Origin of the sequence: Mycobacterium heckeshornense (assembly GCF_016592155.1) — a bacterium.
Classification (GTDB): Bacteria; Actinomycetota; Actinomycetes; order Mycobacteriales; family Mycobacteriaceae; genus Mycobacterium; species Mycobacterium heckeshornense.
In genome coordinates, this window is record NZ_AP024237.1 from 3,792,127 (window position 1) to 3,810,801 (window position 18,675).

At 65.4% G+C, this 18,675-nt stretch carries 15 protein-coding genes and 1 pseudogene; 1 reads left to right on the forward strand and 15 read right to left on the reverse strand.

Annotated features, from left to right (window positions below; genetic code table 11):
- Positions 1–44 precede the first annotated feature (44 nt).
- The gene (locus tag MHEC_RS18295) at positions 45–1,451 is read right to left on the reverse strand and encodes a WS/DGAT/MGAT family O-acyltransferase (protein ID WP_048891219.1); all 1,407 of its coding nucleotides are present in this window, start codon (positions 1,449–1,451) and stop codon (positions 45–47) included.
- Between the two features lie 408 nt (positions 1,452–1,859).
- Here MHEC_RS18295 and MHEC_RS24500 point away from each other — a divergent pair, with 408 nt between their 5' ends.
- Entirely contained in the window at positions 1,860–2,144 is a 285-nt protein-coding gene (locus MHEC_RS24500; RefSeq protein ID WP_236591507.1) for an Rv3235 family protein, read from the forward strand.
- Between the two features lie 8 nt (positions 2,145–2,152).
- Here the strand turns inward: MHEC_RS24500 and MHEC_RS18305 are convergent, their stop codons facing one another.
- From MHEC_RS18305 to MHEC_RS18370, 14 genes and pseudogenes are all read right to left on the reverse strand, one after another.
- Positions 2,153–3,310 carry a cation:proton antiporter gene (locus MHEC_RS18305; RefSeq protein WP_048891217.1) on the reverse strand — a complete coding sequence of 386 codons (1,158 nt, stop codon included), beginning with the start codon at positions 3,308–3,310 and terminating at the stop codon, positions 2,153–2,155.
- A 4-nt stretch (positions 3,311–3,314) separates the two neighbouring features.
- Complete coding sequence (locus MHEC_RS18310) at positions 3,315–3,797, reverse strand: cation:proton antiporter regulatory subunit (protein WP_048891216.1); 483 nt, start codon at positions 3,795–3,797, stop codon at positions 3,315–3,317.
- A 4-nt stretch (positions 3,798–3,801) separates the two neighbouring features.
- Positions 3,802–4,551 (reverse strand): hypothetical protein, encoded by a 750-nt coding sequence (locus tag MHEC_RS18315; protein WP_071700532.1) that lies wholly within the window; start codon positions 4,549–4,551, stop codon positions 3,802–3,804.
- A gap of 73 nt (positions 4,552–4,624) precedes the next feature.
- Complete coding sequence (gene secA / locus MHEC_RS18320) at positions 4,625–7,456, reverse strand: preprotein translocase subunit SecA (protein WP_048891214.1); 2,832 nt, start codon at positions 7,454–7,456, stop codon at positions 4,625–4,627.
- 127 nt (positions 7,457–7,583) lie between these two features.
- Positions 7,584–8,255, reverse strand: coding sequence for a ribosome hibernation-promoting factor, HPF/YfiA family (gene hpf, locus MHEC_RS18325; RefSeq protein WP_048891213.1), 672 nt, complete (start codon positions 8,253–8,255; stop codon positions 7,584–7,586).
- Positions 8,256–8,533: 278 nt separating this feature from the next.
- On the reverse strand, positions 8,534–9,172 hold the full coding sequence (locus MHEC_RS18330; protein WP_048891212.1) for a ComF family protein: 639 nt from the start codon (positions 9,170–9,172) through the stop codon (positions 8,534–8,536).
- Between the two features lie 255 nt (positions 9,173–9,427).
- Positions 9,428–9,958 (reverse strand): Imm61 family immunity protein, encoded by a 531-nt coding sequence (locus tag MHEC_RS18335; RefSeq protein WP_071700534.1) that lies wholly within the window; start codon positions 9,956–9,958, stop codon positions 9,428–9,430.
- On the reverse strand, positions 9,955–12,675 hold the full coding sequence (locus tag MHEC_RS18340) for a TNT domain-containing protein (RefSeq protein WP_099869153.1): 2,721 nt from the start codon (positions 12,673–12,675) through the stop codon (positions 9,955–9,957). Before MHEC_RS18340 ends, MHEC_RS18335 begins: the two co-directional genes overlap by 4 nt.
- 4 nt (positions 12,676–12,679) lie before the next feature.
- Complete coding sequence (locus MHEC_RS18345; RefSeq protein WP_071700336.1) at positions 12,680–12,970, reverse strand: WXG100 family type VII secretion target; 291 nt, start codon at positions 12,968–12,970, stop codon at positions 12,680–12,682.
- Positions 12,963–13,274 carry a WXG100 family type VII secretion target gene (locus tag MHEC_RS18350; RefSeq protein ID WP_099869155.1) on the reverse strand — a complete coding sequence of 104 codons (312 nt, stop codon included), beginning with the start codon at positions 13,272–13,274 and terminating at the stop codon, positions 12,963–12,965. Before MHEC_RS18350 ends, MHEC_RS18345 begins: the two co-directional genes overlap by 8 nt.
- A gap of 143 nt (positions 13,275–13,417) precedes the next feature.
- Positions 13,418–13,634, reverse strand: a pseudogene (locus MHEC_RS18355) (ComF family protein); the annotation flags it as partial.
- Between the two features lie 53 nt (positions 13,635–13,687).
- Positions 13,688–14,968 (reverse strand): ISL3 family transposase, encoded by a 1,281-nt coding sequence (locus MHEC_RS18360; RefSeq protein ID WP_201399612.1) that lies wholly within the window; start codon positions 14,966–14,968, stop codon positions 13,688–13,690.
- A 409-nt stretch (positions 14,969–15,377) separates the two neighbouring features.
- Entirely contained in the window at positions 15,378–15,950 is a 573-nt protein-coding gene (locus MHEC_RS18365; protein ID WP_048893835.1) for a hypothetical protein, read from the reverse strand.
- Positions 15,951–15,980: 30 nt separating this feature from the next.
- A complete protein-coding gene (locus MHEC_RS18370; RefSeq protein WP_099869159.1) occupies positions 15,981–18,671 on the reverse strand; it encodes a glycohydrolase toxin TNT-related protein in 2,691 nt (896 codons plus the stop codon).
- Positions 18,672–18,675 lie beyond the last annotated feature (4 nt).

The following is an 18,675-nucleotide window of genomic DNA, read 5'->3' on the forward strand; positions in this document are numbered from 1 at the left end:
GCTGTGTGCTCACAACCAGCAGCTGCCAGGCGTGCGCGACACGGCTACTTCGCGGCTTCCAGCAATTCTTCGAGCGACTCGGTCAGCAATGTCGGCAGCACGTCGACATCGCTCATCGCCTCGCGGTCGGCGTTGATCCCGAAATAAAGCATGCCGTTGTAGGAGGTCACACCGATGGCCAGGACCTGGTTGCTCAGCAGCGGCGGAACCGCGTAGGTCTCCAGCAGCTTGGACCCGGCGACATACATCTGCGACTGCGCGCCGGGCGCGTTGGTGATCAGCAGGTTGAACACCCGCGCCGGCAAACTGGTGGCGACCCGGATACCCATACCGTGCAAGGTAGGTGGCGCGAAGCCCGATAACGTGACGATGCTGCGGGCATCGACCAGGCTCGCGGCGGTCGGGTGCGACTCGGTGGCATGGGCGATCTGCGACAGCCGCACGACGGCGTTGCCCTCGCCCACCGGCAAGTCGATCAGAAACGGCGTCACCTCGCCGATCGCCTGTCCGGGACCGGCGGCGTCGAATTTGTCCTCGGGGTAGACCGGCATCGGCGCCATCGCGCGGATGGTTGCGGTCGGCGCCACCACCTCACCGCGAGACAGCAGCCAGTTCCGCAATGCGCCGGCGATCACGGCTAACACCACATCGTTGACGTCGCAGTCGTAGCGCGCCCGCACCGCGCGGTAGTCCTCGAGTCGTCCCCGAGCGACCGTGAACCGTCGGCTGCGCGAAACCGGGGCGTTAAGCGGGCTGTTGGGCGCGGTGCCGCGCGCGACCGTGAGCGCGAAGTTGAGCATTCGCCGGCCAATGTCGATCAGCAATCCCGAATTGGTGATCGCCTCCGCAACACCGGAGGTGACGGCCTGCAGCTGAACCCCGGGACGAGATAACCAGTCCCCGATGGCGCCGAAGAGCAGACGGGTGGTGCCGGGTTCGGGGCCGGGCACCCAAAAGTCCTCGGGCAACGGCGGCGGATGCCGCGTCCGGTCAACGATGACGTGGCCGATCTCGAGTGCGTTCATGCCGTTGATCAGCGCCTGGTGCGACTTGGTGTAGAGCGCGACGCGGTTTTTGGCCAGCCCCTCGACCAGGTACATCTCCCACAGCGGTCGTGACTTGTCCAACGGTCGCGCGGCCAGCCGCGCGATCAGCTCGTGCAGCTGTTCGTCACTGCCCGGCGACGGCAGCGCCGAGCGCCGGACGTGGTAGGTGATGTCGAAGTCGCGGTCGTCGACCCATACCGGCCTGGCCAGGTTCATCGTCACTTCGCGGACTTTTTGGCGGTAGCGCGGTATCTGCGGCAGCCGCTGCTCGACGGTTTCCAGCAGCGTCTCATAGCTCAGCCCGCCGCGGGGCTGGCGCAGGATCGACAGGGAGCCCACATACATCGGCGTGGCGGTGTTCTCCAGCCGGTAGAAGGACGCGTCCGTGGTGGACAATCGCGTCACGGCCCGCCCCCCCTTGGTGTTTCGTGCATTTCGCTTACCGGTTGTCGCTCACCGTAACCGCGAGCTCAGGCGCTGTGGAGCGCGGGTGCGCGGAAACGCCGGTTGTGCGAGGATGACCGCAGCTGTCTGCCACTCTCCAGCAGGCCTTTCTCCTGTCCGCCTTATTGCTGGGGGGTGCACTCTTGAGGGTCGACCTGAACCACTGCGTTGCCGTCGTGCCCGTCATCGACTACGAGCCGCCGCCGCGCGACGTCCAGTACTGTAGGCCGGTCTCCAAGACGGCGCTGCGGCGTCCCAGCGCGCGAATCCCCCCGCCGAGCAGCCGGCCATCACCGCAAACCGGCCATCTCCCCGGCACTGCAATCCGCCGCCGATTTCGCCGACGCGGCGCTGCGCCGGGTGCTCGAGGTGATCGACCGACGGCGGCCCGTGGCCCAATTGCGGCCGCTGCTAACAGCCGGGCTCGTCGACTCGGTGCTCGCGCGGGACGCTGCAGCGGCAAGTCGCCGCGAGGCGGCGGTGCTGCGCCGATTGCGGTTGCAAGCCGCCGGACTTCACAACCCGCCGAGGGCGGCCGAAGTGTTCGGCACTTTCAGCCGGGGCCGGCGGGTACACGCCATCGCCTGCCGGGTGGAACAACTGGCTGGTGCCGATGGCAGCCAGTGGCAGGTGGTCTCGTTGCATATCGGTTGACCGGCAGGCTATTTCGACGTGGCAGCGCCCACCGGCACCGGGCCGCCCGTCAAACGCGCCACCACCGGGCCCATGATGGCCACGACGAACACGTACGACGTCGCCAGCGCGGCGGCACCGAGGATCGACGAGCCGACAAGTCCGATGATGATCAACGAAAACTCACCGCGGGCGATGAGCGCGGTACCGGCACGCAATTGCCCGCGCCGGGCCACCCCTTCGCGCCGGGCCGCGAACATCCCGGTTGCCACCTTGGTCGCCGAGGTGACGACGGCCAAAGCCACCGCGACGGGAAGCATCGGCACGAGCTGCTGGGGGTCGATGGACAGGCCGATTCCGAGAAAGAAGATGGCGGCGAACAGGTCTCGCAGCGGTGTCAGCACCTTGCGAGCCCGGTCGGCGGTCTCACCCGTCAAGGTGAGGCCGACCAGGAATGCGCCGACCGCGGCCGACGCGTGCACCGATTCGGCCAATGCCGCCACCATCAGGGTGATCCCGAGAACCCGCAGCACCAGTTGCTCGGAATCGGGATGGGTCACCAGCCGCCCGAAATGGTGCCCCCAGCGGTACGACGCGGTGAACGCCACAGTCAAGGCGGCGATCGCGGCGACCATGCCAGCGAGCGCGTGAAACCACCGGCCGCCGGAGGCCAGAACCGCGAACAACGGCAGATACCCCGCCATCGCGAAGTCCTCCAGAACCAGCACCGCCAGCACGGCCGGGGTTTCGCGGTTGCCGATCCGGTGCAAATCCTCCAGCAGCCGGGCGATGACGCCGGACGAGGACACGTACGTGACGCCGGCCATGGCGAGAATCCCGATGCCGTCGAGTCCGAGCGCCCAGCCGGTCAGCGCGCCGGGGGTGGCGTTGAGAACGGCGTCGACCGCGGCGGACGGTAGGTGGCGTCGCAGGCTGCTGGCGAATTCCACCGCCGAGAACTCCAGCCCCAGGGTGAGCAGCAGCAGCACCACCCCGATCGGCGCGCCCGTGCTGATGAACTGGCCGGCTGCCGGCACCGGAGCGAACCCGCCGTTCCCAAGCGCCAAGCCGGCAAGCAGGTACACCGGAATCGGTGAGAGCGCGTATCGACGCGCCAGCGCTCCCAGCAAAGCGAGCGCAGTGAGCAGGGCGCCGAGTTGCAATAGCAGCGGCACCGGAATCTGCACGGGCTCAGCCCTTGTCGACGATCTGCTGGACCCCGGCGATGCCGTCCTCGGTGCCGATGACAATCAAGACGTCGTCAGCGCGCAGGATTTCCGAGGGCCCCGGCGATGCCAGGACCTGCTCGTTACGCACGATCGCCACGATCGACGCGCCGGTGCGAGTGCGGGCGCGGGTGTCGCCAAGCGGCCGGCCGACGAACGGGCTTTCCGGCCGGATCCGTATCTGACCGGTTTCCAGGCCGGGGATTTCCCGGGTCAGTTCGGTGAACCGTTCGGCGATCCGCGGTGCGCCGAGGATCTGGGCGACCGTGTCGGCTTCTTCGTCGGTGAGACGGAAAACGGGCCTGGCCTGGTCCGGGTCCTCGGGGCCGTATAAGACGATCTCGAAGTCGCCGCTGCGCCGGGCGATGATCCCGATCCGGTCACCTTCGTGGCTTGCGAACTCGTAGCGCAGGCCCACCCCGGGCAGCAGCACCTCCTTGACATCCATGCCGTCAATACTTGACGAAAAATCGGGGCGACGCCGCGATTTCGGTTGGCGGTTTCACGAACACGCGACCAACCGCGAAGATCCCCCGCTGCGGGAAGTAGAAGTCCGCCATGTGCGCCTGCTCGGTGAGCGGCCCGATCGGGCCGAGGTCTTCGCCTTCGACGACCGCGCAGCTGGCGGTGACATACCAGATTCGCAGCGGATTGGCATCGAAGTGCTGGCCATTGGACGTCTGGCCGCTCAGTCCGACCTTTCCGACCGCCAGAAGCCGCCCCGCCAGGGGCCCCATCAGCGAAAGGACGCGACGGGACCGCCATAGCGGGGTGGGCATCAGCGAACCGACCAGACTCATGGCCCGAGTCACCGGCGTGGAGCCAAGGTCGATCGTCCAGTCCACCGCGGAGTCACGGGTGTGAATCCGCAGCCGCCGCGGCCCCTGCCAGTCAAGCCCGATCGGCGTGACCCGGGTGCGTTGCACGTCGGCACCGAAATAGCGGCTACAGGCGACCTCGCTCGGCGCCGATTCATAGAACGTCCAGCTGCCGTCCGGATATCGATGCCAGATCGACGTGAAGGGCGCGCCTACCGAGGATGCGGTCCATCGGCGCAAACCAAGCACGTGCCCGGAACGGAAAGGCAAACCCATTACTCCGTAACCGGAAACCCGCTCGCAGGTCGCGGCGGGCAGTGTTGGACGGTCCTCGGCGCGCCGGGCGAATTCCGACGGCTCCCTGCTCGTGCGGTGCAAAGTCATGCCCACGATGCTGCGGCAGCACTGCCGGTGTGTACATGAGGCGTTTGCCTCAAATTCTTGGCGCGAAGCGCCGTTAGCGCTTCTTCGCCGATTTCGGCGGCTTGGGCCCGCGACCTTGCCGGCGCGCGGCTTCGCGCCGCTCGCGTCGGCTGGCGCCGACGGGCACTCCGGCCGGCGTCTTTTGTGCGCCACCGTTGCGTTGCACCTGAGCGGACCCGTCTTCGGCTGGGCCGGAATAGGTCAGCGCACGCGACTCGTTCTCGATGCCTTTGGCGCGCAGAGCATTTGGTGCTGATTGACGAACCCCGGCGCCCACCCGCTGCTGCGCGCTGGCCGCGGCGGCGGTCGCCAAGTCTGCCAGCTCGTCCTCGCTCGCCGCCGGCGCAGTCTCGGGAGCCGGCACCGGCTCCACGGCGACGTTGAACAAGAAACCCACCGACTCCTCTTTGAGGCCGTCAAGCATCGCAACGAACATGTCGTAGCCCTCGCGCTGGTATTCCACCAGCGGATCGCGTTGCGCCATCGCGCGCAAGCCGATGCCTTCTTTGAGATAGTCCATCTCGTAGAGATGTTCGCGCCACTTGCGGTCGAGGACGTTGAGCAACACGCTGCGTTCCAGCTCGCGCATCGCGCCGTCGCCGGCAAGCGCCTCGATCTCGGCTTCCCTTGCGGCATAAGCTCTTTCGGCGTCCTTGAGCAACGCCTCGAGCAGCTCTTCGCGGGTGAGCTCACCGGGTTCGCCGACCGCGTCGGGGTTGAACAGATCCCTGTGATCGATGCCGACCGGGTAGAGCGTCTTTAGCGCATCCCACAGCTTGTCTAGATCCCAGTCTTCGGCATAGCCCTCGGCCGTCGCGCCGTTGACGTAGGCGGTGACCACGTCGCGCACCATCGAAAGCGCCTGGTCCTTAAGGTTTTCCCCTTCGAGAATGCGGCGGCGCTCCTCGTAGATGACCTTGCGCTGCTGGTTCATCACCTCGTCGTATTTAAGAACGTTCTTGCGGATCTCGAAGTTCTGCTGCTCAACCTGGGTTTGCGCGCTCTTGATCGCGCGGGTCACCATCTTGGCTTCGATCGGCACGTCGTCGGGCAGGTTGAGCCGGTTCAGCAGCGATTCCAGCGCTGCGCCGTTGAAGCGACGCATGAGCTCGTCGCCCAGCGACAGGTAGAACCGCGACTCGCCGGGATCACCCTGGCGGCCCGAGCGTCCGCGCAGCTGGTTGTCGATGCGCCGCGCCTCGTGGCGCTCGGTGCCCAGCACATACAGCCCACCGGCCTCGATCACTTCCTTGGCTTCTGCGGCAGCTTCGGCCTTGACGATGGGCAGCTCCTCGTGCCAGGCGGCCTCGTATTCATCAGGGGTCTCCACGGGGTCGAGGCCGCGCTCGCGCAGCCGCTTGTCGGTGAGGAAGTCGACGTTGCCGCCCAGCACGATGTCGGTGCCGCGGCCGGCCATGTTGGTGGCGACGGTCACCGCACCGCGCCGGCCGGCCTCGGCGATGATGCCCGCCTCCTGCTCGTGATATTTGGCGTTGAGCACGTTGTGCGGTATGCCCCGCTTGGTCAGCAACCGGGACAAATACTCGGATTTCTCGACGCTGGTGGTGCCGATCAGCACCGGCTGGCCCTTCTCGTAGCGCTCAGCGACGTCGTCGACGACCGCGAGATATTTGGCTTCCTCGGTCTTGTAGATCAGGTCGGAGCAGTCGGTGCGGATCATCGGCTTATTCGTCGGGATGCTGACCACCCCGAGTTTGTAGATCTCGTGCAGCTCGGCCGCCTCGGTCTGGGCGGTGCCGGTCATGCCGGCGAGCTTGTCGTAGAGCCGGAAGTAGTTCTGCAGCGTGATCGTGGCCAGTGTCTGGTTTTCCGCCTTGATCTCGACGTGTTCCTTGGCCTCGATGGCCTGGTGCATGCCCTCGTTGTAGCGGCGGCCGTACAGTACGCGTCCGGTGAACTCGTCGACGATCAGCACTTCGCCGTTGCGGACGATGTAGTCCTTGTCGCGGTGGAAGAGCTCCTTGGCTTTCAGGGCATTGTTGAGGTAGCTGACCAGCGGCGAGTTGGCCGCCTCGTACAGGTTGTCGATGCCCAGCTGATCTTCGACGAATTCCACGCCGAGCTCATGCACCCCGACCGTGCGCTTGCGCAGGTCGACTTCGTAGTGCACGTCTTTTTCCATCAGCGGCGCGATGCGGGCGAACTCGGTATACCAGTTGGTGCCGCCTTCGGCCGGGCCGGAAATGATCAACGGGGTGCGCGCCTCGTCGATCAGGATCGAGTCGACCTCGTCGACGATGGCGTAGTGGTGCCCGCGCTGGACGCACTCCTCCAGAGAATGCGCCATGTTGTCGCGCAGGTAGTCGAAACCGAACTCGTTGTTGGTGCCGTAGGTGATGTCGGCGGCGTAAGCCGCGCGACGTTCGTCAGGCGACATCTGTGCCAGGATCACGCCGACGTCGAGGCCCAGGAAACGGTGCACGCGACCCATCCACTCGCTGTCGCGTTTGGCCAGGTAGTCGTTGACGGTGACGATGTGTACGCCCTTGCCGCCGATCGCGTTGAGGTAGGCGGGCAGCACCGAGGTGAGCGTCTTGCCTTCACCGGTCTTCATCTCGGCGACATTGCCGAAGTGCAGCGCGGCGGCGCCCATCACCTGCACGTGGAAGGGGCGCTGGTCGAGTACTCGCCAGGCTGCCTCGCGGGCCACCGCGAACGCCTCGGGCAGCAGGTCGTCGAGGCTTTCCCCGTCGGCGTGGCGCTTCTTGAACTCGTCGGTCTTGGCCCGCAGCTCGGCATCGGTCAGCTCGGCGACGTCATCGGACAACGTGTCGACGTAGTCGGCCACCTTTGCGAGGCGTTTGACCATGCGACCTTCACCAAGGCGCAGCAACTTCGACAGCACAGCCAGGTCCCCTGTGGGTAGACGGAGTCTTCGGCGTCCTCCATGGTAGGGGACGAAGTGGCGGTGTCCCTGGCGGCGATCGCAAGCGCGGCGCAGCCGGGCACAGCGGGTCGCCGCCCTATGATCCTCAGGCCAGCCGGATCAGACCGTAGTCGTAGCCATGGCGACGGTAGACGACCGACGGCTTGTCCGTCTCCTTGTCGTGGAACAAGAAGAAGTCGTGGCCGACCAGTTCCATCTCGTAGAGCGCGTCGTCCACCGACATCGGCCGGGCTGGGTGCTCCTTGACGCGCACGATGCGGCCCGGCTCGCGGCCGGTGACCGCACCGTCGTGGACGTGCGGCGCCGTGTCCTGGGCCTCGGCGGTGCCGAACGCGGTTTCCGGCGCCGGCGGAGCGGCGGCGGCCTCACCCAAGGAGACAGGGGTTTTGTCGCCGTAATGGACTTTGCGGCGATCTTTCACGCGCCGCAGCCTGTTCTCCAGCTTGTCGACCGCGGTCTCGAAGGCGGCGTAGAAGCTGTTCGCGCAGGCCTCGGCACGCCTGACCGGCCCGCGCCCGCGGGCGGTGATTTCGACCCGCTGACACGATTTGCGCTGGCGCCGGTTGGGTGCGTGTTTGAGTTCGACGTCGAATAGATAGATCGAGCGATCGAACCGCTCCAGGCGGGCGAGTTTCTGCGAAACGTAGACGCGGTAATGATCGGGGATCTCGACGTTGCGGCCCTTGACGACAACCTCGGCGCGAGGTGTCGGTTCGGCCTGCTCGTCTGGGTCAACAAGAACCTGGTCGGAATCCACGGTTTGCCTTGACATTCTTGACAACTCGTTTCTCTCGCGTCGCACGCATTCACGTGCCCGGCTTGTGTGCGCACCGACGAGGTGATCGAGTTCTGATGCAGGCCGCCCGCCGGTGCAAGGGTATCGGGAACTCACCTCCTACCGTCGTTGGCGAAGCGGGCGCCTCGATGTTGCGCAGGCGCCGTCGTGAGGTGTTCACGGGTGCTTGACCCCGACGGTAGCCCGTGTTCACCTCGCAGTGCCAGTGCTTTCGTCGAGCTGTTTCGAGTTGTTCACGATTAGGCGGCCGCGAGGGCCAGCACACCCGCTACGCTTGCGCCCACCGTTTGCAGGACTCGCACCGACTCGCGCGCGGTGGTGCCGGTGGTGACGATATCGTCGATCAGCAGCACGTCGACGCCGGGCGGCAGTCGCCGACGCCGTAGCAGCACCCGGCCCGCGATATTGCGCTCACGCGCGCTGGTGCCCAGGCCGGCCGAGTCGCGGGCGAATTCCTTCATCCGCAGTGCCTGCATCACCGTGATGTCAGGATGTCCGGCGACGGCGATGCTTGCCATGCGGGCGACGGGATCGCCGCCGCGCCGACGCGCCGCCGAGCGTCGGGTCGGCGCGGGCACGATCGTTAATGGCGTCTCGACCATGCCCCAGGTGAGCAGCCGATGCACGCCGATAGCGAGCGCGTGCGCCATCGGTTGCGCAAGGTCGGTGCGGCCGTGTTCCTTCATCGCCACGATCGCCTGCCGGCGGGCGCCGGCGTAGCGGCCGAGCGCGAACACCGGCGCCTGCGGGTCGACGCGGGGTGTTATGACGTGCGGCGCGTCGGGTGCTACCTCCAGTTCCTTCGCGCAGGTTTCGCACCAGCGAGTTCCCGGCGCACCGCAGCCGCCGCATTCCAGCGGGAGGACGAGATCGAGCATGTGTGCAGTGTGGCGAGCAGGGGTGACAAGGCACGGCCGGCGCCCAAGGCACGCGCATGCACTATCGCTGAACATTTTGAACACCAAGCGCGGATCTCCAGGTTGGGCTGGCCGTGCGCCTCTATCCGGTGACGCCTCTAGACGGCGACGTACTCGCACCAGGTGCCGGCGTAACACCTGGGCGCTGCGTTTGAGGGCCCGGCCCATGGGGCCAGACTGCCCAACTTCCTCGCGGGCGAGTCGCGGTAGGTCGGGCTACCGCAGGCTAAACAACGGCTTTCCTTCCGGGTCAAGAAACGACGCGACTATGTCGTCCGTGTTCGCGGTGATATACACCGACAGCCTCACCAGTCGGTCTGTTCCTGTCCAGGGGTCTCGGCTGGAGACCGCTACCAGCGCGCCGCCAGAATCGATCAAGGCCATCCGGTCCTCGACCCCCTCAAACGCGCGTGTACCGAGGGTGAACCCGGGCGCTATCTCGTCCCGTGACAGAGGCTCGCGGACGTCCGGCAGTCCGCGATGCTCCCTGACGGATGAGCCGATGTCCCCGAACAAGTACCTCTCGATGGTCTCCATCGAGGGCGCCGCTAAGACGAGATGCTCGGGTCCGCTGCGGTCTGAGTGGGTAATGACGAGCCAGCCGTCGTCGTTGGCGCCGATTAAATAGCGAAGCTGGCCGCCTTCTTTCCAGAACATCGGGCGCCCGTCTTCAGCCTCGGACAGCCGCCAACCGCCGCTGCGTGCCCAGTCCGCCAGCCGCGTAGAAACCTCGATCCGCTTCGTCATCGCAATACCCCCCATTTCTTTCTCAGGTCTCTCACGCTCACCGGCTCATCGTCGGCGTTGAGTATTCGCACTTGTGTAGCACCCCCAGGCTGGCCCAATCCCGGCGCAACCTCGGACACTTCGATGCGCCAACCGTCGGGAAGGTGGTCGAGGCGGTAGGCGTTGCGCGGGTCGCCGAGTGAATCGACGTGCATAGCGCGTTCCTCCCAGGACGCTGGCACCCCGTCTTTCATCACCGCCAGGTATGCGCCATCGTCCTCTCCGATGCGGTCCACCTGGTCGCCGAAGCATTTCTTGTATTGGTCGATGTTGCTGAACGCGACCTTCGTGTGCGGTACCGCGCCGTCGTTGCCGGGGAAGTTGTACCAGTGCTCGCCTTTCGGCCCCAGCTGATTGAACCGCTGGGCGTATTGCTGTTGGGTATACGGGTGCCCGTCTGGGTCGCGGCCGAACGGAGCGTCTGGGTCTTTCATGATTTCGGCGACGTCAGGTTTTATCCGGCGCGGGTCTGCCGGGCTGTGGTCGAAGTCCCAGTGCTCGTCTCGGGGCTTACCGTAGTGCGGGTCAATATCATCTCTGTCAGGCAACCGCTCCCACCCGTCGCCCGAGGGCTCGTGGGAATGCAGCGGATCATCTGCGCGACTAGGGGCACTGCCTCCACTGTGGCTATCTTCGCCACTGCCGCCCGCACCTTCTCCGCCGCCGCGGCGATCACCGCCATCACCGTGGCTATCGCCGCCACCAGGACCGCCGCTTCCAACTGGTTCGGGTGGCGGCTCTGATGGCCGCCCCCCAACAGGATGCGAGTCTGGAATCGGCTCGTGGGTGGCTGACATCGGCGCGGATTGTGGTGTCTGCGCGCCCGCTAGGGTCGGTTGGCCCGGGGAGGTCTCGGACGTGATCGGCGTCTGCGGCGGGGACTCTACGTGTGCGGGTGCGGGCAGCTGTTCAGCAGGCACAGCGGCTGCGGGCGCCGAATGCTGGCCCGCAGGAGCCGGCACCGGTTCATGCGTACCGCCCGGTGCCGGCGGTTCGCCCACGGTCGCAGGTTCGTGGGGGCCGCTGGGCGGCTCGGCCCCGCCCGGCGTTGCGGGCGCCGGCTCCTGCGGGCGCGTCGCGGTGGGCGGCTCTGCCCTAGGGACGGGCGCAGGTTCGCCAGGGCGAGGTGTCGGCCCAACCGGCGGTTCACCAGGCCCCGGCGGCGGCAACGGGCGCCCACCAGCTGGCGGGTCGGTCTTGGGCAGATTGCCACCGACGTTTTGAAGATCTTTCGTTAAAGCACCGGAGGTCTTGCTGATATCACCCAAAGCGCCGGTGGCACGACCGAGCTCCCCAGCCTCGCCGAGCGCGTGCCCGCCGCGGCCAGCAGCCGCGGCGGCGGCGTCGGCTTCTTCAGCGGTCCTGGCAGCGGCGCCGGCCGCCTCGGTGCCCCGAGCCGCCGCGCCAGCTTCGCCGGCCCCGGGAATGCCCAGCATCAAAAGATCGCCGAGGTTTTCCCCGGCGCCCAAACCCGGCCGATCCGCGCGCCAATCTTCGGTGTGCAGCAGCCCCTTGGCGAGGTTCGGGCGCGCCTGCGGATCGAGCGCATCCACTACGGGAGCCGTCATTGGATCCCCTAATGCCACCATTTCGGCTAAGCCCTTCCAGGTTGCCGCCGCGCCCTTGGGGTCGTAGCCAAACCGCAGCGGGTTGAGCGCCTGAATACCTTGGGGGACTCCAAAAACGTCTTTGACAAGGCCCTCGCCCACGTTGGTATCGACGTCAAAGGCCGTTGCCAGCGGATTGCCTACGTCCTCACCGACAAAATGGATGATCTCGCCGCGCATGTAGATCTGCAGACCTTGCACCAAACCGTCGAGCGTCTGCATTCCCTGGCTTAGCTCCTGCTCGCGGGCCTGGGACTCACGCATCAAATTGCGCAGCACTGCCTTGATGTCGTTCGCGATTTTTTTGACCTCGTCGAGGCCATGCCCCTTGAAGACTTCCACCACCTCGTGGAAAAGCCCCGAGACCGAGCCCAACCGGTGCAACAAATCACGGATCGCATCTTGGGTTTGCTGCACCTGGTTGGCGAAATCGTCAAGACTCTTGGCCAGTTTGTCGCATTCCGCGCCGATAGCGGCCACGTCATCGCCGAGCTTGGAAACCGCCTGCTGAATCAACCCGCTCTCAGGCATCTGCTGTGCGCCGACCACCGAATTCGGCTCAGCCAGCGCGTCTTTCGCGCCGTGCAGTGCCGCACCGAATGTCCGCCAACAGCCCGCCGCGGCGTGGATCTGCGCCGCATTTCCATTCGGCCACAAATCGCCGACAAACGACTCCACCACCGCCCACAACAGCGGCTCAGGCACCCCCGGACCCAACGTCCCCGGTGCTCCAGGGGCGGCAAACTCGCTCGGTTGTGCCGGTGGCGGCAACACATCGGCACCGCCACCCAGCGTCGAGGCCGCCTCGGCCTTGGAATAATTCGACGCCCCAAGGCGCACCTTGAATCCGACGGTGCGGCAAGCGTTAATCGCCGCTGCCGCCGCCTGTAGCGTCGACTCTGCGGCGCTTTGATACTCCAGCCCGAATACCTCGCCAGCAGCGTCCTGGCCTGTATTCGCCCCATATCCGGTTGTCAATGCGCCCACTGCAGCAGCCAGCCCCTCACCGACCGTAATCACCGCCGACCCGGCGCCGTCTAACGCAGCGGGATCGACCGCCAGCGGCGCCATCAGCTCACGACCACATGGACAGATTCTTCGACATTGCGCCGGTGTAATTGGCGTGCGCAGTGCTGGCAGCACCCTGTAACTGGCGCAACGCTTCCCGCATCATCGCCTCACCCCGGGTCCAATGCCGGTGCGCCTCGACATGCGCCGCCGCCGCCTCACCCGACCAGCCCGCATGCAGATTAGTGACCAGCGAATCAATTTCAGCAAGCATGCTTTCGGCATAACGCTCGAACTCAGCCATGCGCTCCACCGCTTCGGCCAACGCCTCAGGATCCACACGAAATGCCTCACCCACCGCGCACACCCCGCAACACCTCCGCGGAGGCCGACTCATTTTGCCGAAACGACAAACCGGCTTTACCGACCGCGTCAGCCAAAATCGACAACCCCAGCATCACCTCACCGGCTCCCCGACGCCACAAGTCCCACGCCGAGGCATAAGCACGCCCAGACGTTCCCCGCCAACCGCCCAACATCTGCCCAACCTGGCCGTCGAGTTCGGCCAACCTGGCCCGCAAAGCCTCGGCAGCACCACCCAACGCCTGGGCACAACCGGCCATCGCCTCGGGATCTACCCGCAGCCCCTCACCAGGATCCACGCCGCAAAACTAACGATCCACCCCAGCCGCCACAACTCAGCCCGGCAACACCGGAACCGCCCCCGGCACCATGAACCCCGAAACCTCCGACCACACCTGTTCGTTCTCAGCGGCCGACCCCGAAAGCTGAACCACCCCACGCGGAGGTCGGTGCGGCCATGCTCCTTAATCGCCATGATCGCCTGTCGCCGGGCACCGGCGTAGCGGCCCGGCGCGAACACCGGTACCTGCGGGTCGATGCGGGCTCACCACGTGCGGCGCGTCGGGCGCCACATCGAGCTCCTTGGCGCAGGTTTCACACCAGCGCGTCGCCGGCGCACCGCAGCCGCCGCACTCCAGCGGGAGGACGAGATCGAACATGCGTGCAGTGTGACGACCAGGGGTGACAAGTGGGTGCCGGAACTAATGCGGCTCTACGCAGCCAAGCGTGGTAGACGACCTCGCAGTGGTGTCGGGATTTGATGGTTCCATCTGATTCCGCAGTGCAGTCGTAGGCGCAGCCGATAGTTGCTGAAGTTTCGAAATCCGTGGCCAACGCGCTTGACCTTCTTGATGAGCAGGTTGACTGCTTCGGTGGGTCCGTTGCTGATCCGACCGGCGCTGAAGTAGGCCAGGAACTCCTCGCGCCAAGTGGTGATGGTGCGCGCCAGGCGGGCGAGTTCAGCAACGCCGGAGTCGATGCACAAGACCGTCCAGTCATAGAGGCGGTTGGCCGCATGGTCGCCGTCACGGCAGCCGTAGATCGCGTGCAGCTCCTGGGCGGCCACCCACGCTTTGGCGACCTGGCCATCATCGTCGCCGGCTTCGATGCCAGACAGCAGCCGCGCCCAGGCGTGCTTGGTGAGATTGTCGGCGCCGCGGCGCAGTACTCGCCGAATCCCATACAGCGGGTCGCCGCGGCGGCCCCGATGCCCGCACGTTTCTTGTTGCACCCGGCGACGCACATCATCGACGGCCGCAAAGCCCAGGCGCACCACGTGGAACGGATCAAGGACCCGCACCGCATTGGGCAGCCCGGCCGACAGGGCGGCGCCATAGCCGCGGAACGGATCCAATGCCGCCACTGTAACTGCGCTGGCCCACACATCCGGCTGTTCAGAAAGCCAGTCCGCCAACACCTTCCGGCTCCGACCAGGTACCACATCAATCAGCCGGACACGATGTAGGTCAACAATGCCCGTGGCGAACGCAGTGCCACGGACCGCATTGGCTCGGGTGAACGCGGTTTCATCCACCCCGATCGCGGTAGCCGCCGCGCCAGGGCATGCCCGCTGCAACAACGGCTCGCCATGGTCGCGCACCGCAGCCATCACGGTGGCCCAGCCGACGCCGAACTCGCGGGCCACCGCGGCCACCGCATGCCCGTCACGACCCACCCGCCGACAGGCGTGGGCGCGGGCCCGCTCGGTCCATGACGCGCGCGGCGCGATCGCCGGATGCGTTTCGGTCCAGGTCTGCTGCTCACATTGGGGATGCACGCACCGCCAGATGCGTTTAACCCACACCAGCGTCACCGGTCGATCCCCGGCCGGCAAATCACGCACCCACGTCGGGCGGCGATCATGCAACCGCGCGATCGCCCCGCATACCGGACACCAGCCGATCGCCGCGGTTGTCTCAATCGCGCACTCCAATTCACCATCGTGCTCGGACACCGCCAGCACGGCCATGCCTTCCAGTCCAAGCATCACCATCGCACTACTGTTGTTATTCACCTGGGGCCTTTCCATTCGTGTTCACTAACACCACGAATCATGAGGCCCCAGGCCCATCCCCAGGTCAGGCAGACAACCGTGTCACCCGACCGCTACCAAGCTTCATTGCGAAGACCCACTAAACTGCAAGCCCGGGTCGCGTGCGCGTTCGCCAAGGGGTCGTTCCGGTGATATGAACGCGCCACCATTCGGCCCGATACGGGGGGAGAATCTGCTAATATGTGATTGGCTTCGGTTTCAACCAACCGGAAGTCAAGCTAGAGGAAAGTGATTCCCCACAACAGACTGCACTTTCTGGAAAGTCTTCGACCACTTTCCTTGTCCCTAATATTCAGGAGTTTCCGACTCCCGTGTACCCGTGTACCATCGCGACTTGGGCTAGCCGTCGCTAACTCGCCTCCGCTGCCAGTTTTGAAGTGACGTCTTCGGGAAAACCGTCAAGAAGGATAGCGTCTAATTCGTCATATGAGAGCGGAAGGATGTGACTGTAAGGCATATCACCACGAGTCATGATGAAGAATGCTTGGGGATTGCTCCGTAGCACATACTTGACGACCTGGTCGCTTTGAACATGTGCATCCACTTCTGGATCGAGTCCAGCATCATCCCATTTCCAACTTATTGGCTCCATCCGGCAGTCGATTCGAAGCGTCTCTGCGACTTCGTAGACCGTGTACTTTCCCGCATCCTGGAGCCGTGCGAAGGTCCCCTCTGTGGACTCTATGGGGGTTGCCCGTCGTTCAGTGGATGCCCGGAGGCAACGAAAGTTTCCGTCCGCAGTGGCTTCGACGATGTAGGCCCACCAATCCGGGTACGGGTAGCCGTAGCGGAAATAAAGCCGCTCGTCCTCCCAGTCCACTTCATCGGGCGCCGATTTTCCCGCGTAGCCATAGATCCGACGCCACTTATTGTAATGGTCGACCAGCTCGACGACATCTGGATCGTTTCGGTCCAAACCCACCCTGCAACTCCTTTCATCAACAACTAGTTATCATTTAGACCAATTTACCTCTCTTAGCATTCGAGCTCTTATAAGCTCTTGGACCGAAACTTCACGTTTGGTCGAATTGTCGATCACGACCCATTGTTCGCCGCCGCCGGGCTGCCCGAATGCGTCCTTAGCTGGGCCGTGCAAAACGGTCCAATCCCTACCTGCAGGGATTGATCGGCCGGTCCCTTCGAATACGTGGTATTGCGCGGCCAGACCTGGTGGTGTGGCACGCTCTGCTAACGGCGTTCCCTCAGGTGACATAAATGCTCCCCCGTTTGGCCCGACACGGTCGAGGCGAAGACCATGCGGTATGTGATTAGTCTCTTCGGGGACTCCCGCGAATCCGTTATGGGGAGCCTGGTGTTCCCAGTCCCAGCGCGGCTCGCCATCCGTGCCGGGCACCGTAAACTCCTTCACGAACTCCTCGGGACTTCTACCAGCCAACGGGTCGTAGCCATCCAGTAGCTTACGAGGCACTCCGCCTTCAGCCAGGCGTCCAACCTCTCCTCCGGGGTGATGGTCGAGGGCAGCCAAAGCATCGCTAGGCGGATACGGGTAGTCGACACCTGGGACCTTCGGCTCAGGCGCAGGCGCTGCATGCCCGGCGTCGGCTGCATGAGGCTCAACACTGCTGCCGTTGCCGTCACGCGGAGTTCCGTGTTCCGGCGGTGTGCCGTCACCAGGGGCATGCGGGCCCGCCCCTTCGCCGGGAGGCTGCGCTCCATGCGGACCATCGTGACCATGCGGATGGCCGGGTTCGGTCGGTGAGCCATCACCGGGCGGGTGCGAGCCATCCGAGTCAGCGCCCTCGCCGGGCCTGTGCGGGCTACTACCGTCAGCAGGACCCTGGTGGTTACCGTGACCGCTCGGGAAACCGCCGTCGTGTGGTGGCGTCGGCGGGTGAGCGTTTGGCGGGGAAGATTCTGGCATCGGCAGGTGAGGCGCAGACCCCGCCGGCGCGGATTGCGCCGCAGGCGCGGCGGCCATCGCCGGTTCGGCCGGGTTGCCAACTTGTGGCCCCGGCGGCCGAGCGGCGGCGGGTTCTAGCGGTTGCGGGTGCGTTGACGGCACTCTCTCACCCGGCATACCCGGGGTGTTTGCTGGGTGCTGGTCCGGCGAGACCGGCGATCTCGGCGCCTCACCGGCGGGCTTTTCCGTTACTGGCGCCCTGGATTCGGTCGGGCTGTGCGGCAACGAAGCACCCGTTGGTGGGGAGCCCGGCTTGCCCGGCGCTGGTGCGGCAGGCTTGTCGGGCGGCGTCGGCGGCCGATCAGCAGGTGCCGGCCGGCCCGGCTCAGTTGGAGGTGCCAGCTTGTGAATAGCGGGCGGCTTGGGCGGCTCAACATACGGCAGTCGAGGTGCTTCGGAAACCGGCGGCTTCCTGAACCCTTTCGCTGCATCCACGAGACCCTTGCCGGCCTTGGACAGCGGCCCGCCTGAAGCAGCCAGTGTTGCAATGTCGAATGTGGTTTTGCCGGCGGCCTCGGCAGGGTTTTTGCTCCACTCATCCCAGTGGATGACGGCCTTGCCCAGGTCTTTCCACGCTTGTCCGACCCCAGGGGCACCTTCACCACCTAGACCGACCAGAGGCGCCATACCGTCGACCATCTGCTCCCACGACTGGTGCCAGCCTTTCGGGTCGACGAGCGCGCGCACAGTTCCGTAGGTCCAGGTGTCCTTGAGAAGCCCACCGGCCTCCTCGCCAAAACCCTTGCCGAACTGCCCAACCTGGTTGAGAGCCCGTCCCACGTCGGTGCCGTGCAAAAACTGATCCCACTCCTTGGCGGCGTAGCGGCCCATTGTGCTGATCACGGTCGTCGCTTCGGAAGCCGCAGCCGTGATCTGCTGGCGCAGTGCGTCGACTTCAGAGGTGAATTGGTTGACGATCGTGCGGATATCGTTGGCGATCTTTTTGATCTCGTCTTCGTCTTTGTCGGTGAGGATGTCCCACACCTCTTTGATCCCGGTCATGGGATCACAGATGCGGGAGAGCAGATCCAGAATTGCCGCGTGAACCTGGTCGATCCTGGCCGCGTACGCGTTGAGCTGGTCGGCGATTGCCGAGCACTGCTGTTTGATCGCTGCGCAGCTGCGATCGGAGTCGGTGAGTGCATTGGCAATGGCCTCAGCCTCGGGAATCTGTTGAGCTCGAACGGTTCCCAACGGCCCCGCCAGTCCGAACTTCTCGCCAACACAGAATTCCATGCCAGCGGCATTCCAGGCCGCCGCGGCAACGCGCAACTTAGCCGAATCCCCATTCGGCCAGATCATCCCGATATAGGGGGCTACCCAGCCCCAGCCTGCAGGCGCGCCAGTACCAGCTCCGACCGCCGACGGCGACGAGCCCGCCGTGACAGGCCCGGTCGACGGCGGCGTCGGAAGTGAATCCCATCGGCCGGAAACGTCCGACATGGCCTCAGCCACCGAATAGTTGTGCGCCGACATCCGCACACCATCTCCGATGCGGCACAACCCATTTCGCGTGGAAGCCATCGCCTCCAGCAGCTTCGACACTGCACTGTCGTAACTGCGGCCCAATGCCGCGCCAGCCGGATCACTACCGGCCATGCCCGAACATCCCGACAGCGCGCCGGTCAGTGTCGAGATCACCGACCCCAGCCCCTCACCGACCGTAATCACCGCCGACCCGGCGCCGTCTAACGCAGCGGGATCGACCGCCAGCGGCGCCATCAGC

Excerpts from the sequence above, each read along its gene's own strand:
- MHEC_RS18310 (WP_048891216.1), bottom strand. The coding sequence starts at position 3,797 with ATGGATGTCAAGGAGGTGCTGCTGCCCGGGGTGGGCCTGCGCTACGAG.
- MHEC_RS18315 (WP_071700532.1), bottom strand. The coding sequence starts at position 4,551 with ATGACTTTGCACCGCACGAGCAGGGAGCCGTCGGAATTCGCCCGGCGC.
- MHEC_RS18330 (WP_048891212.1), bottom strand. The coding sequence starts at position 9,172 with ATGCTCGATCTCGTCCTCCCGCTGGAATGCGGCGGCTGCGGTGCGCCG.
- MHEC_RS18335 (WP_071700534.1), bottom strand. The coding sequence starts at position 9,958 with ATGACGAAGCGGATCGAGGTTTCTACGCGGCTGGCGGACTGGGCACGC.
- MHEC_RS18340 (WP_099869153.1), bottom strand. The coding sequence starts at position 12,675 with ATGGCGCCGCTGGCGGTCGATCCCGCTGCGTTAGACGGCGCCGGGTCG.
- MHEC_RS18360 (WP_201399612.1), bottom strand. The coding sequence starts at position 14,968 with ATGGTGATGCTTGGACTGGAAGGCATGGCCGTGCTGGCGGTGTCCGAG.
- MHEC_RS18370 (WP_099869159.1), bottom strand. The coding sequence starts at position 18,671 with ATGGCGCCGCTGGCGGTCGATCCCGCTGCGTTAGACGGCGCCGGGTCG.